Annotated in this window: 15 protein-coding genes; 12 read left to right on the forward strand and 3 right to left on the reverse strand. The window is 38.0% G+C overall.

Going from position 1 to position 13,151, the window contains the following annotated elements; all coding sequences use genetic code 11:
• Positions 1 to 66: 66 nt before the first annotated feature.
• Genes MSG95_RS07880 through MSG95_RS07890 form a run of 3 tightly spaced genes read left to right on the forward strand, consistent with a single transcriptional unit; the run spans position 67 to position 2,344 of the window.
• Entirely contained in the window at positions 67 to 474 is a 408-nt protein-coding gene (locus tag MSG95_RS07880; RefSeq protein ID WP_077166053.1) for a nuclear transport factor 2 family protein, read from the forward strand.
• Between the two features lie 39 nt (positions 475 to 513).
• Positions 514 to 1,230 (forward strand): SGNH/GDSL hydrolase family protein, encoded by a 717-nt coding sequence (locus MSG95_RS07885; protein ID WP_077166052.1) that lies wholly within the window; start codon positions 514 to 516, stop codon positions 1,228 to 1,230.
• A 19-nt stretch (positions 1,231 to 1,249) separates the two neighbouring features.
• Positions 1,250 to 2,344, forward strand: coding sequence for a YheT family hydrolase (locus tag MSG95_RS07890; RefSeq protein WP_077166051.1), 1,095 nt, complete (start codon positions 1,250 to 1,252; stop codon positions 2,342 to 2,344).
• A gap of 55 nt (positions 2,345 to 2,399) precedes the next feature.
• Here MSG95_RS07890 and MSG95_RS07895 read toward each other — a convergent pair whose 3' ends face one another.
• Positions 2,400 to 3,242, reverse strand: a complete 843-nt coding sequence (locus tag MSG95_RS07895) for a metal-dependent hydrolase (RefSeq protein WP_139344809.1) — start codon at positions 3,240 to 3,242, stop codon at positions 2,400 to 2,402.
• A gap of 232 nt (positions 3,243 to 3,474) precedes the next feature.
• Positions 3,475 to 3,963, reverse strand: a complete 489-nt coding sequence (locus MSG95_RS07900) for a hypothetical protein (protein ID WP_004701329.1) — start codon at positions 3,961 to 3,963, stop codon at positions 3,475 to 3,477.
• A gap of 223 nt (positions 3,964 to 4,186) precedes the next feature.
• On the opposite strand from MSG95_RS07900, the gene MSG95_RS07905 reads away from it, so the two are divergent.
• The 3 genes from MSG95_RS07905 to eno are packed head-to-tail and all read left to right on the forward strand — an operon-like array spanning position 4,187 to position 8,046.
• Positions 4,187 to 5,824 carry a CTP synthase gene (locus MSG95_RS07905; protein ID WP_004701331.1) on the forward strand — a complete coding sequence of 546 codons (1,638 nt, stop codon included), beginning with the start codon at positions 4,187 to 4,189 and terminating at the stop codon, positions 5,822 to 5,824.
• 29 nt (positions 5,825 to 5,853) lie between these two features.
• The gene (gene kdsA / locus MSG95_RS07910) at positions 5,854 to 6,711 is read left to right on the forward strand and encodes a 3-deoxy-8-phosphooctulonate synthase (RefSeq protein WP_077166050.1); all 858 of its coding nucleotides are present in this window, start codon (positions 5,854 to 5,856) and stop codon (positions 6,709 to 6,711) included.
• Positions 6,712 to 6,756: 45 nt separating this feature from the next.
• Positions 6,757 to 8,046, forward strand: a complete 1,290-nt coding sequence (gene eno / locus MSG95_RS07915; RefSeq protein WP_077166049.1) for a phosphopyruvate hydratase — start codon at positions 6,757 to 6,759, stop codon at positions 8,044 to 8,046.
• Positions 8,047 to 8,144: 98 nt separating this feature from the next.
• On the opposite strand, the gene MSG95_RS07920 is transcribed toward eno, so the two are convergent.
• Positions 8,145 to 8,822: a DUF421 domain-containing protein gene (locus MSG95_RS07920; protein ID WP_151819508.1), complete on the reverse strand. Its 678-nt coding sequence runs from the start codon at positions 8,820 to 8,822 to the stop codon at positions 8,145 to 8,147.
• Positions 8,823 to 9,033: 211 nt separating this feature from the next.
• Here MSG95_RS07920 and MSG95_RS07925 point away from each other — a divergent pair, with 211 nt between their 5' ends.
• From MSG95_RS07925 to MSG95_RS07950, 6 genes are all read left to right on the forward strand, one after another.
• The gene (locus tag MSG95_RS07925) at positions 9,034 to 9,762 is read left to right on the forward strand and encodes a sulfite exporter TauE/SafE family protein (RefSeq protein WP_077165644.1); all 729 of its coding nucleotides are present in this window, start codon (positions 9,034 to 9,036) and stop codon (positions 9,760 to 9,762) included.
• 231 nt (positions 9,763 to 9,993) lie between these two features.
• On the forward strand, positions 9,994 to 10,383 hold the full coding sequence (gene ftsB, locus MSG95_RS07930; RefSeq protein ID WP_004701341.1) for a cell division protein FtsB: 390 nt from the start codon (positions 9,994 to 9,996) through the stop codon (positions 10,381 to 10,383).
• A complete protein-coding gene (ispD, locus tag MSG95_RS07935) occupies positions 10,349 to 11,065 on the forward strand; it encodes a 2-C-methyl-D-erythritol 4-phosphate cytidylyltransferase (RefSeq protein WP_004701344.1) in 717 nt (238 codons plus the stop codon). Before ftsB ends, ispD begins: the two co-directional genes overlap by 35 nt.
• Positions 11,066 to 11,410: 345 nt before the next feature.
• Positions 11,411 to 12,082 carry a 3-oxoacid CoA-transferase subunit A gene (locus MSG95_RS07940; RefSeq protein WP_019458793.1) on the forward strand — a complete coding sequence of 224 codons (672 nt, stop codon included), beginning with the start codon at positions 11,411 to 11,413 and terminating at the stop codon, positions 12,080 to 12,082.
• 18 nt (positions 12,083 to 12,100) lie between these two features.
• On the forward strand, positions 12,101 to 12,754 hold the full coding sequence (locus tag MSG95_RS07945; RefSeq protein ID WP_077165643.1) for a 3-oxoacid CoA-transferase subunit B: 654 nt from the start codon (positions 12,101 to 12,103) through the stop codon (positions 12,752 to 12,754).
• A 12-nt stretch (positions 12,755 to 12,766) separates the two neighbouring features.
• Positions 12,767 to 13,151, forward strand: a 385-nt coding sequence (locus tag MSG95_RS07950) for a beta-ketoacyl synthase N-terminal-like domain-containing protein (protein WP_324624640.1), incomplete at its 3' end; no start/stop codon positions are given.

The following is a 13,151-nucleotide window of genomic DNA, read 5'->3' on the forward strand; positions in this document are numbered from 1 at the left end:
GTTAAGTGAGCATTGTCTTAATTAAGAGAATGCTCACTACTAAAACCAATTTGAAGGAAAAGAAAAATGACACTTGTAACAACGAAACAGTCATTAGAAAAATGGCACCACATGATTCAATCAAACGACTTATCGAACTTAAATGATTTGCTCGCAGATGATGTCGTTTTCCGTTCACCGGTTGCTTATAAACCTTATGAGGGAAGACAAGTTGTTTTCTTTATTCTTACTAATGTGATTCAGGTATTTGAAAACTTTACCTATCACAGAGAATTCTACACAGAAGATGGCGAAAATGTAGTGCTTGAGTTTAGTGCGAATGTAGGTGACAAATTATTGAAAGGGATTGATATGATCCGTTTTAATGAGCACGGTAAAATTATTGATTTTGAAGTAATGATTCGTCCAATGAGTGGTTTAGCTGCATTGGCTGAACAAATGGGTGCAAGAATTACTCAGTTCAAACCTCAATAGTTTTTTATTAAATAGCCTAAGTTTTTTGAGGTATATTAAATGTGGTTAAAACTTTCAACATTGCTTTTATTGCCTATATTATTTGTGCAAGGCAATAAAGTCCGAAAGAATACTCCACGTTTATTAGAGCCTAAAGGTGAACGAGAAGGTGGCATTGGTCAAGGCAAGCCTTTATCTCTGCTTATTTTGGGAGATTCAGCAGCAGCTGGCGTGGGTGTAGAAACACAAAAAGATGCTTTGTCTGGTGCTATTATTCAAGAACTGCAAAATGAATTTTTCCTCCAGTGGAAACTTCATGCCAAAACTGGTGATACGACCCGACAAGTTTTTCATGCTTTACAGCATTTAGAAGAGCGGAAGTATGATGTAATTGTGACATCTATTGGTGTAAATGATGTTACTAAGTTGACTTCTGCCAAATCATGGATCCAACAACAAAAACAATTATTTGAGCATATTCAGAAACGTTTTCAACCAAAACTGATCATTGTTTCTGGAGTGCCTCCAATGCAACATTTCCCAGCTTTACCCAATCCATTGGCTTGGTTATTTGGGCAATATGCAGAGCAAATGAATCAAAAATTACAGCAATGGTTAGCACCACAGAGCCAGTTTAAATTTCTTCAATATGATATTGAAACTTTTCAAGCCATGAATTTGACAATGGCAAGTGATGGTTTTCATCCTAGTAAGGAAGTTTACGAAATTTGGGGAAGGCAGATTGCAGCTTTAGTGCGGCAATCATTTCACTCATAGTCATAGGTAGTCATTGGATATGGGCATATCTGTTTTTAGTAAAATTAAAGATTTCGGTTCAGAGTTGTTCGATTTAGTATTAGGGGCAGAGCATCCAAAAGTTTATTATGATCCTCAAGGGCAAATAAAAGATGTGTTGGAGAAGCTCCCTCAACTCAAGCAGAAATATCGTCCTACACCTTGGTTGACGAATAATCATGTTCATTTACTCTATTTCGATCTTATTAGAAAACAATCAATAAAATTGGAATATGACCGGATTGATCAACTTACGATGAGTGATGGCGGTATTACCGCAATTGCTTGGTATGGTTATAATTTACCAGCAGATACACCAACGGTTGTAATCATGCATACCATTACAGGTACTCCTGAGAGTATGCGTGAGTTGGTGCGCGATTTAAATCAATATACAGGCTGGCGAATTGCATTATGCCTTCGCCGTGGTCACGCAGGTTTACCAATGCCTGTGCCACAAATTTCTCTTTTTGGTTCAACTCGTGATTTAAAAGAACAGCTTGACCATATTCAAAGCTTATTTCCCGCATCAGATTTATATGCGGTAGGTTCATCGGCAGGTACAGGCTTGCTTGTTCGCTATTTGGGTGAGCAAGGTGAAGATACGCCTTTTAAAGCTGCCTTTGCGATGTGTCCAGGTTATAACACGGAAATTGGTTTTAAAAATGTTCATCCTTTTTACAGTAAAATGATGACCAAAAAGCTCTTTAAGTATTTTATTTATCCGTATCAAAATACGTGGAGCAAAATTGCATCTTTAGAAAAAGTTTTATCGACTACCAATTTAGAAGAATTTGAAAAAGAATACTTCGAAATGGCTGGTTTTCAAGATTACGAAACTTACTGTAAATCTATTAACCCGATTTATGTTTTTGAGAATATTAAAATTCCATTAGTGATTTTGAATGCTGAAGATGACCCAGTTTGTTCAATTAAAAATTTGGAGCCATATAAAGAGCCAATTCAACAAATGAGTACTGTAGCTGTAGTGACAACTAAAAAAGGGAGTCATTGTGCATTTTATGAAGGGTGGCGTAGCACTTCATGGGCAGCACGTCTCATGTCTGATTATTTTTTAATTGAACGTAATAAATAGACAATCATCAAATGCATCAATAAAGCCCAGACTTTGGGCTTTATTTTTTTACCCCTTAAGATAAAAGTAGTGATTCATTTATTCCAAGTTTTACTTTGGTAGCAGCAACCAGAGCTTTCTCATCTGTTTGGTTGGGGTGAAAGTTAAAACGATAATATTCAAGAAACTTTGGAATTAAAGCTTTATATTGTGTGCTTGCAAAACCAAAAAAGTTGCGCCAAGTTTTAAAATTAGTCAGTTGTTTGTCGCGTTTCATTAAAATAATTTGGTAAATGGTCGAAAAAGCGGTAATCAGGATTAAACTAAAAGTAAATACTGAAATACGTGGAATATAAGCACTTAATCCGTTGCCATATAAATGCTGATATAAGTCGAATGCAACAGCTTTGTGTTCGGTTTCTTCTACGCTGTGCCATAGCCATAAGTTACGAATAGTAGTATCAGTCATAAGCTCATTTACTGATTGCATCATGCTAACTACAAGTACTGCGGTGTAGTGCTCTAAACCAACCGTTACAAGTAAATTCCATTTTTTGCTAAAAACTTTTTCAATACCTTTAAGAATAATCCCTGTTGCTTTTTCTAGAGACTCAGGATTTAAACCATGCTGCTGTGCACTAACATGAAAAGCATGATGCTCTTTAGAATGCATTGCTTCTTGGCCAATGAAAGCACCAATCTCTCTGTCTAAAGTTTCATTTTCTTTTGCCTTAGCACGTAAAGCACGCACAGATCTAACAAAGTATGATTCTCCTTCGGGAAACAAAGTAGAAAGACCTGTGAAATAATGGGTGAGTGAGGGCTCGTGATTGCACCAATAACGTGGAATATTTTCAAAATTGTAGTCCATACGACGTACTGGAAAAGAGGCGGGTACACGGTTTAAAGCTGTTTTCATTTTCTTGCTCCAATCTTTTTATCTTTAAGTTCTAAAAAGGAACTTGATGATAGAAAGTATAAGTAGATAGGGTTGGAGTCAATGATTTTTGAATGGATGAAACTAGATTGTCCCGAAATGATAGGCAGAGAAGTTTTGAAGATAAAAGCAAAGAAATTAAATTTATTTTTATTATGAATATTATATAAATGCCCAAATCAAAAAATTAATTTGGGCATTATCCGACACACGCTTAGTTCTTAAGCGCTGGTGTTGCAGCGGCAATTGCAGCAGCCACTGCATCATCTTCTGTCTTAGCAGATTCAGTTGCTTTAGCTGGTTTTGACTGAGCTTTTTCAGCTTTAGGTTCTGCTTTAGCCTCAGTTTTCTTTTCTGGTTTAGGTTCTACTTTTGGTGTCTCAGATTTAGGTTGTTCAGCAACTTGTGTCTGTGAAGATTCATCAGAATGTGCAGGACGAGTTTCACGGCGAATTTCAGTTGTAGTGTTGTTTGTTTCTTCACGATGAACTTCAACTTGTGGTTGTGCTTCAACTTGAGCTTCTTGATGAGTATCCACACTCTCTAAAGACTCAAATTTTGCAGGCTTCGCTGGTTGAGGTTCTGAAACAGCAGTTTCAACCTTGTCTTGCTCTTCTTCTTTAGGTGTCTCTTTTTTAACGCATGCGGTTAACAATAGTCCAGCCGCAATTGCAGCACAGATTAAAAGTTTTTTATTTGCCATTGCCCTAAACAACATTTAATTGAGGAGTTGGCATTATAACAGTAAATAGCAATGAAAAAATCATGTGAGATTGAGCTAATTTTTTATTAAAAATGCTGCTAGAATAACCAGTTGTTTATTGTTCTTTGAATTGATGCGGTTTGACTTTGCTTTATAGGGGCAGAGTACAGTAAAATTGCCAAACATTGTAGGCCGATTTCGGCTTGATTGTATGAGAAACTTAATGACCCATTTTATTTTTGTCACTGGTGGTGTGGTTTCATCACTAGGTAAAGGTATTTCTGCTGCTTCTGTTGCTGCACTTTTGGAAGCTCGTGGCTTAAAAGTCACAATGGTTAAAATGGATCCTTATATTAATGTCGATCCAGGGACAATGAGCCCATTCCAGCATGGTGAAGTTTTTGTTACCGAAGATGGTGCAGAAACCGACCTCGATCTGGGTTATTACGAACGTTTCTTACGTCGCGCTAAAATGACCAAGCTAAACAACTTTACGAGTGGTCGCGTATATCAAGACGTTTTAAATAAAGAGCGTCGTGGTGATTACTTGGGTGGTACAGTTCAGGTTATTCCTCATATTACCGATAATATTAAAGAACGTGTTCTTCGCGCAGGCGAAGGCTATGATGTTGCTATTGTAGAAATTGGTGGCACCGTAGGTGATATCGAATCATTACCGTTCATGGAGTCGGTTCGTCAGTTAATGGTTGAGCTTGGTCATAAACGTACCATGCTTATGCATTTAACCTTGTTGCCATATATTAAATCGGCAGCAGAGTTGAAAACTAAACCAACTCAGCACTCTGTAAAAGAGTTACTTTCAATTGGTATTCAGCCAGATATTCTGATCTGCCGTACTGAATATGATGTAGATGTTGATACTAAACGCAAAATTGCATTGTTCACTAACGTAGAAGCGCGCGCTGTAGTGGTATGTAAAGATGCGAAAACGATTTATCAAATTCCACGTACATTCTATGAACAAAACGTTGATGACTTGATCTGTGAACGTTTTGGATTTAATGATCTTCCAGAAGCAAACCTAGAAGATTGGGACAATGTAGTCGAAGCATTGTTGAACCCTGAATACACTTTACGTGTAGCTATGGTTGGTAAATATGTTGAATTACCAGATGCTTATAAGTCTGTAAATGAAGCATTATTACATGCTGGTATTAAGAATCGCGTAAAAGTACAAATTGATTACGTCAATGCTGAAGAGCTTGAGAGTCAAGATGTATCTATTTTAAGTACAGCTGATGCAATTTTAGTTCCAGGTGGTTTTGGTGAACGTGGTACTGAAGGCAAAATGAAAGCTATTCAGTACGCTCGTGAAAATCGTATTCCTTTCTTAGGAATTTGTTTAGGCATGCAATTGGCAGTTATTGAATATGCTCGCCATGTTGCAGGTATGCCAGAAGCTTCTTCTACAGAATTTAACCGCTCTACAAAATATCCACTTATTGGCTTAATTACTGAGTGGTTGGATGAGCGTGGTGAATTACAACAACGCAGTCTCGAATCTGATTTGGGCGGAACAATGCGTTTAGGTGCACAAAAATCAGAATTGGTTGAAGGCACAAAAACACGTGAAGTCTACGGAAAAGCTGAGATCACTGAACGTCATCGTCACCGTTATGAAATGAATAACCGTTTCATTGAGTCGATTGAAAAAGCTGGTATGAAAATTTCTGGTTATTCTTCAGCACAACATTTGGTTGAAACTGTAGAAATTCCTGAACATCCTTGGTTTATTGCTGTACAATTCCACCCGGAATTTACAAGTTCACCACGTGATGGACATCCATTATTTGCTAGTTTTATTGACGCTGCGAAAACTCAGCATCAAAAAAGTAAATAATGCGATTTAAATAAACTGGGAAAGTTTAAATGTCACAATTAAAACCACAAGAAGTTGTACGTTTAGGCAATATACAAATGGCAAATCATTTGCCATTTGTATTATTTGGCGGAATGAACGTACTTGAATCAAAAGATTTAGCTTTTGAAATTGCAGAAACGTATGTAGATATTTGCAAACGTTTAGAAATTCCTTATGTTTTTAAAGCGAGTTTCGATAAGGCAAATCGTTCTAGTCTACATTCATTCCGTGGCCCTGGACTTGAAAAAGGTATTGAATGGTTAGGTGATATTAAAAAGCATTTTAATGTTCCGATCATTACTGATGTGCATGAACCATATCAAGCTGCACCAGTTGCAGAAGTAGCCGATATTATTCAGTTACCTGCTTTCTTAAGTCGTCAGACTGATCTTGTTGAAGCGATGGCAAAAACACAAGCTATTATTAATATTAAGAAAGCCCAGTTTTTAGCACCTCATGAAATGCGTCATATTCTGCACAAATGTTTAGAAGCAGGAAATGACAAACTCATTCTTTGTGAACGTGGTTCAGCATTTGGTTATAACAATCTTGTTGTAGATATGCTTGGCTTTGACATCATGAAAGAAATGAATGTGCCAGTTTTCTTTGATGTGACACATGCGTTGCAAACCCCTGGTGGTCGTGCTGACTCGGCAGGTGGTCGTCGTGCTCAAATTACAACTTTAGCACGTGCTGGAATGGCAACTGGCTTGGCTGGGCTATTCTTGGAAGCTCATCCAGATCCAGAACATGCAAAATGCGATGGACCTTGTGCATTACGTATGTCACAACTTGAGCCATTCTTGGCGCAAATAAAAGAATTGGATACTTTAGTTAAAGGATTCAAAAAGTTAGACACCCATTGATGCAGTAATCTGCATCTCGTTATTCATTCAACAGAGGAATTGTTCATGAGCCAAATCGTTGACATTCGTGCACGTGAAATTTTGGACTCTCGTGGTAACCCAACCATCGAAGCAGACGTAATTTTAGAATCTGGCGTTGTTGGTCGTGCATGTGCACCGTCTGGTGCTTCAACTGGTTCTCGTGAAGCTTTAGAACTGCGTGACGGTGATAAATCACGTTACTTAGGTAAAGGCGTTCGTACAGCAGTTAATAACGTTAATACGTTGATTCGTGATGCTTTGTTGGGTAAATCAGTTTTTGAGCAAAAAGACATTGATAACACAATGATCGCGCTTGATGGCACTGAAAACAAAGAAAAATTAGGTGCTAACGCAACTTTGGCTGTGTCATTGGCTGCTGCGCGTGCTGCTGCTGAAGAAAAGAAACTTCCTCTTTTCCAATACATCGCAGATCTTCGTGGTCAAACAATTTTGACAATGCCTGTACCGATGATGAACATCTTGAACGGTGGTGAGCATGCTGACAACACTGTTGATATTCAAGAGTTTATGATTGAGCCAGTAGGCTTCACTTCATTTGGTGAAGCTTTGCGTGCTGGTGCTGAAGTATTCCATTCTTTAAAATCAGTTTTAAAGAAACAAGGTTTGAATACTGCTGTGGGTGATGAAGGTGGTTTTGCACCTAACCTTCGTTCAAACGAAGAAGCAATTACTGTAATTCTTCAAGCAATTGAACAAACTGGTTATAAAGCTGGTTCAGATATGATGCTTGCACTTGACTGTGCATCTTCAGAATTCTACAAAAACGGTCAATACGTTTTAGAAGGTGAAGGCAACCGTGCATTTACAAGTCATCAATTTGCAGACTACTTAGCTGGTCTTGTAAATCAATATCCGATTATTTCAATCGAAGATGGTTTAGATGAATCTGATTGGGAAGGTTGGAGCTACTTAACTTCAATCCTTGGCGATAAAATCCAATTGGTTGGTGACGATTTATTCGTAACTAACCCTAAGATTTTACAACGTGGTATTGATGAGAAAGTTGGTAACTCGATTCTTATCAAATACAACCAGATTGGTACATTGACTGAAACTTTAGATGCAATCTACCTTGCTAAAGCAAATGGTTACTCAACTGTTATTTCTCACCGTTCTGGTGAAACAGAAGATTCAACTATTGCTGATTTGGCAGTAGGTACTGCAGCTGGTCAAATCAAAACTGGTTCACTTTGCCGTTCTGACCGTGTTGCTAAATATAACCAATTGCTTCGTATTGAAGAAATGACTAAAGCGGCTTACCGCGGTAAAGCTGAGTTCAAAGGTTTAAACTAATCTTTTGAATAATGCTTTGCTTATTTAAATATTGATGAAAAATTAATATTTAAAATAAAAGTGCTATTTCTACTTCTTAGAAATAGCACTTTTTTTATTTATCCTAAACGCCGAGTTTTTAAAGATTCAGCCCAACTATGATGATGACAACGAGAACATTGTTGATCGAGTTTATTTAAAACCTTAGTCTCGCCACATTTCATACAAGAATAAAAAGTATTAATTTTAAGTACATCAGCTTTATGATAGGCATCTGGGAATAAAGGAAGTCCCCATTTAACATCTTCATCCTCATAATAAAGCAAGCTCAAAATCCCATCGGACTCAAGTAAGGCTGTTCTGACTTGACCTAAGTGTTCTACATTCTGTTGCCGCATTTCTGAGAAAAATTCATCGTGAGAATATGTTTGTTTCTGAAAATCTTTGTAGACCAAAAGACCCTCTTTGACGACGCAAAGAGCTCTTCCTTCTAACAATGTTTCAATTTTTTTGTGCTTTATCATACCCCAAGTGATAAGGCGATATAAAAAGAGGATTGCAACAAAAACTACTAAAGCGTGTGCAATTGGAACGTCTTTAGTAAACATAGGGTCACCAGCTGCAGATCCTAAACATAAAATGATAGCTAGTTCGAATAAAGAGAGTTGTCGAATACCACGTTTACCAGATAGTCTTAAAAAGCTAATGATAATAATGAACATGACAGCGCATCTTATTAAAATTTCTAAAGCAAAGCTCCATGTGGTATCACCAATAAAAATATTAGAAAGATCCATCTTTATCTCGCTTTTTCAAATTTTACAGATAGGGTAGATTTAAAATTCATAGCAAAATAAAAATCAAAAAACTATAGTTTTTAATTGGTTATTGGTTAAAAATACAAAAGATGTGTGATCGTGTATTAATTAAAAATAAATGAAATTCGTAGTGCGATTTTAATACATAGATTATTGTAGTCTCTCAAGAATAATTATTTTGGTTTGGCCTATGATCTATGTGGCACTTGCTGTTATTGGAGTTCTTTCAGGGCTGATTAGTGGAGTAGTTGGAACTGGATCATCAATTATTTTATTACCAATTCTTGCTTATATTTTTGGGGCCAAACTTGCTGTACCTATTATGGCAATTGCTGCAATTATGGGGAACATTTCACGTGTGATAATGTGGCGTAAAGAGCTTAATATTAGAGCATTTCTTTTATTTACAAGTTTGGGCATACCAGCAACGATACTAGGAGCCAATACATTATGGGTGATGTCATCTGTATTGTCTAACTTATGTATAGGTGTATTTTTCTTCTGTTTAATACCGATTAGGCATTATGCCAAACGTCATAGTTTTAAATTTAGTTCATGGCAAATGGTCATTGCTGGGGGAGTGCTGGGCTATATCACAGGTGTTGTTTTTTCGACAGGCCCCTTATTACTCCCAGTTTTTAATGGTTTCGTTTTAACGAAGGGAGCTCTCTTGGCGACTGAGGCTGCCGCTTCATTTGGTATCTACGTAACAAAAAGCTTAACTTTTGGTGCACTTGGCGTTTTAAAACAAAATATTTTAATTGCGGGAGTTGCTGTTGGTTTTTCTCTAATTATTGGCAATTATATTGGCAAAACTTTTGTAATAAAGATGTCTGAGAAAACTTTTGATTTATTGCTAGATTGTATGTTGGTGATTGCTGGTTTTTCGATGATATTGGCAGTTTTTAATCATTCTTAACAATCACTTTTATATGCATAGATTGATTTATAAACAGTTGTGTTTATAAACATTATTTTCCTTTCCAATTGAGTTTAATTTTGACAAAATGAAACATGTCACAATGGTTAATTTAAAGTAATATGGCCATTCATAGTTTTGCAGGAATGTTGCAGGAATTTTGCATGTCGCTTGTAAATTGTCATACAATACAAAAACTTAATAAAGTTTTTAATTAAAGCTCTTAATGCTATGTTAGAAGTATTTCGATCCACTTCAAGCAAACTTATTTTGCTACTGGTTATTGTTTTAGTAGCTATATTGCAATATCAGTTCTGGTTAGGTGAGGGTGGTTATTTTCCTCATCAAGCACTTATGCAGCAAATTCAACAACAAGCTGAAGTAAATGATGAGCTTAAAGAACGAAACCGTATTTTGGCAGCTGAGGTTTTCGACCTAAAAAATGGTACGGAAGCGATAGAAGAACATGCTCGTCTGGATCTTGGTTTGGTTAAGCCTCACGAAACATTTGTTCAAATGAGTACAATCAGTACTAATTATAAGCCTATTTATATTGACCCGAACGCTAAAGTAGATTTGGAAACTAATGAGACACCTCCATCACCAGATATCCCAGACTAAACTATGGGCAGTTATTCCTGCTGCTGGTTCAGGAAGTCGTTTTTCCAAAACTGAATTAAAGCAATATCAATACATTCAAGATGTGACAGTGTTAGAGCATACTGTTAAGCGTTTAGCTGAGCTTCCATTAGCTGGCTATGTCTTAGCAATTGGTGCGCAGGATACTCTTGCTTCTACTTTAGCTTTTAGCGAAAAGCATAAGGCACATTTTTGTAATGGTGGTGCTGAGCGAGTCCATTCGGTTTTAAATGCGCTAAATTATCTGTCACAAATTACAGATGAAGATGATTGGGTGTTGGTACACGATGCTGCACGACCTTGTGTAACTCTTGATTGCTTAAATGCTCTTGTTTTGCATGCGATAAGTTCAAATCAAAGTGCTATTTTGGCAATTCCTGTGCGCGATACGTTGAAGCTTGTAGATAAAGAACAGCAGATTAATAAAACGGTAAGTCGAGAGTTATTGTGGCAGGCTCAAACGCCTCAAATTGCAAAAATTGGGACACTTAAAAAGGCGATTGAACAAGCGCTCATTAATAATTTGACTATTACTGATGAGGCAAGCGCGCTTGAGTTTATGGGGGAGAGCGTACATGTAGTTATGGGACGGTCTGATAATATAAAAATTACTTATCCCGATGATTTAGAACTTGCGCGTTTGATTCTGCAATCACAATCTTAATATTTTATATACTTAATAGCAGGCTATTTTATTTTAAAATAGCCTAAGTATACGTTTCATTTCTACACATCTATTCAAAATAATTTATATTTTTTTTATAGCGGAAGTAGATAACATCATTATGTAATTTAATTAGATAATGTTCGATAGTCGAACAAAAAAATCCTAAATCGAACAAAAATGTATGTAGCTTACTAGATCAAAATCTGAAAATTATCAAAAATAATCAAAAGGGAAATCTAAGGGAAACACTCGGGATTGAGTGAAATATTTATCTATCTTATTACCCCAGTGTGCCTATTTTCTTACCTTTCTCTTCTTCAATGAGCACAATGGAGTTGTCTAATGATTGACAAAAGTAAGTCCTCTCTTAGCGAGGTTCTATCGCAAATTAAAGATGGTGCAACCATTCTGATTGGTGGTTTTGGTACCGCAGGACAACCCGCTGAACTCATTGACGGTCTTATTGAACTGGGTATTAAAGATTTAACCATTGTCAGCAATAACGCCGGTAATGGCGATTACGGTCTGGCTAAACTGCTTAAGGCTGGTTCGGTTAAAAAAGTGATTTGTTCTTTCCCTCGTCAGTCAGACTCTTATGTGTTTGATGAACTTTACCGTGCTGGGAAAGTTGAGCTTGAAGTGGTTCCACAGGGTAATCTGGCGTGTCGTATTCAAGCTGCTGGTATGGGTTTAGGTGCTGTATTTACACCAACAGGTTTTGGAACACTTTTGGCCGAAGGCAAAGAAACTCGCGAGATTGATGGGAAAGATTACGTACTTGAATATCCGATCAAGGCTGATTTTGCCTTGATTAAAGCCTATAAGGGCGACCGCTGGGGCAATCTGGTTTACCGTAAATCTGCACGTAACTTTGGCCCGATTATGGCCATGGCTGCGGATGTCACGATTGCTCAAGTTTCTGAAGTGGTTGAACTGGGTGGATTAGACCCTGAGCACATCATCACCCCAGGTATCTTTGTACAGCATGTTGTACAAGTACAACCCGCACAATAAGCAATAAGGAGAAATAACATGAGCTACCAGAAACTCAGCCGTGACCAGATTGCAAAACGTGTGGCACAAGATATTCCAGATGGCGCCTATGTGAACTTGGGTATTGGTTTACCAACCAAAATTGCGAGCTATCTACCTGACGACAAAGATATTTTCCTTCATTCTGAAAATGGTCTATTGGCTTTTGGCCCACCGCCAGCGGCAGGTGAAGAAGACCCTGAACTGATTAATGCGGGTAAAGAGTTCGTGACCATGCTTGAAGGCGGCAGCTTTTTCCACCATGGCGACTCATTTGCCATGATGCGTGGTAGTCACCTTGATATTGCGGTACTTGGTGCATTTCAGGTGGCAGCGAATGGTGATTTGGCGAACTGGCACACGGGTGCACCTGATGCGATTCCTGCCGTAGGTGGTGCGATGGATTTGGCTGTAGGTGCTAAAAAAGTATTTATCACCACAGACCATGTGACCAAGCAAGGTGAGCCGAAAATTGTGGCTGAGCTGACTTATCCGGTAACGGGTAAACACTGTGTTGACCGTATTTACACCGATCTTTGTGTGATTGATGTGACTAAAGATGGTTTAAAGGTGATTGAGAAAGTTGACGGTCTTAGCTTTGATGAGTTACAGGCTTTGACTGGTGCAACTTTGATTGATGCGACTCAAGGGTAAGGAAGTAGGGAAATGACATTAAAAAACGCTTATATCATCGATGCCATCCGTACTCCATTCGGCCGTTATGCCGGTGGCCTTGCACCTGTCCGTGCCGATGACCTTGGCGCTGTGCCGATTAAAGCTCTCATGCAGCGTAACCCAAATGTAGATTGGGAACAGGTCGATGATGTGATCTATGGCTGTGCCAACCAAGCGGGTGAAGATAACCGTAACGTCGGCCGCATGTCAGCACTGCTTGCTGGTTTGCCGTATCAAGTACCAGCAACCACCATTAATCGTTTGTGTGGTTCATCACTCGATGCGATTGCTATTGCTGCCCGTGCGATTAAAGCAGGTGAAGCGAACTTGGTGATTGCAGGTGGTGTGGAAAGCATGAGCCGTGCACCTTATGTAA

This window comes from Acinetobacter sp. IK23, assembly GCF_035615275.1.
Taxonomy (GTDB): Bacteria; Pseudomonadota; Gammaproteobacteria; order Pseudomonadales; family Moraxellaceae; genus Acinetobacter; species Acinetobacter seifertii.

Coding starts and splice junctions, on each gene's coding strand:
- MSG95_RS07880 (WP_077166053.1), top strand. CDS start 67: ATGACACTTGTAACAACGAAACAGTCATTAGAAAAATGGCACCACATG.
- MSG95_RS07885 (WP_077166052.1), top strand. CDS start 514: ATGTGGTTAAAACTTTCAACATTGCTTTTATTGCCTATATTATTTGTG.
- MSG95_RS07890 (WP_077166051.1), top strand. CDS start 1,250: ATGGGCATATCTGTTTTTAGTAAAATTAAAGATTTCGGTTCAGAGTTG.
- MSG95_RS07895 (WP_139344809.1), bottom strand. CDS start 3,242: ATGAAAACAGCTTTAAACCGTGTACCCGCCTCTTTTCCAGTACGTCGT.
- MSG95_RS07900 (WP_004701329.1), bottom strand. CDS start 3,963: ATGGCAAATAAAAAACTTTTAATCTGTGCTGCAATTGCGGCTGGACTA.
- MSG95_RS07905 (WP_004701331.1), top strand. CDS start 4,187: ATGACCCATTTTATTTTTGTCACTGGTGGTGTGGTTTCATCACTAGGT.
- kdsA (WP_077166050.1), top strand. CDS start 5,854: ATGTCACAATTAAAACCACAAGAAGTTGTACGTTTAGGCAATATACAA.
- eno (WP_077166049.1), top strand. CDS start 6,757: ATGAGCCAAATCGTTGACATTCGTGCACGTGAAATTTTGGACTCTCGT.
- MSG95_RS07920 (WP_151819508.1), bottom strand. CDS start 8,822: ATGGATCTTTCTAATATTTTTATTGGTGATACCACATGGAGCTTTGCT.
- MSG95_RS07925 (WP_077165644.1), top strand. CDS start 9,034: ATGATCTATGTGGCACTTGCTGTTATTGGAGTTCTTTCAGGGCTGATT.
- ftsB (WP_004701341.1), top strand. CDS start 9,994: ATGTTAGAAGTATTTCGATCCACTTCAAGCAAACTTATTTTGCTACTG.
- ispD (WP_004701344.1), top strand. CDS start 10,349: ATGAGACACCTCCATCACCAGATATCCCAGACTAAACTATGGGCAGTT.
- MSG95_RS07940 (WP_019458793.1), top strand. CDS start 11,411: ATGATTGACAAAAGTAAGTCCTCTCTTAGCGAGGTTCTATCGCAAATT.
- MSG95_RS07945 (WP_077165643.1), top strand. CDS start 12,101: ATGAGCTACCAGAAACTCAGCCGTGACCAGATTGCAAAACGTGTGGCA.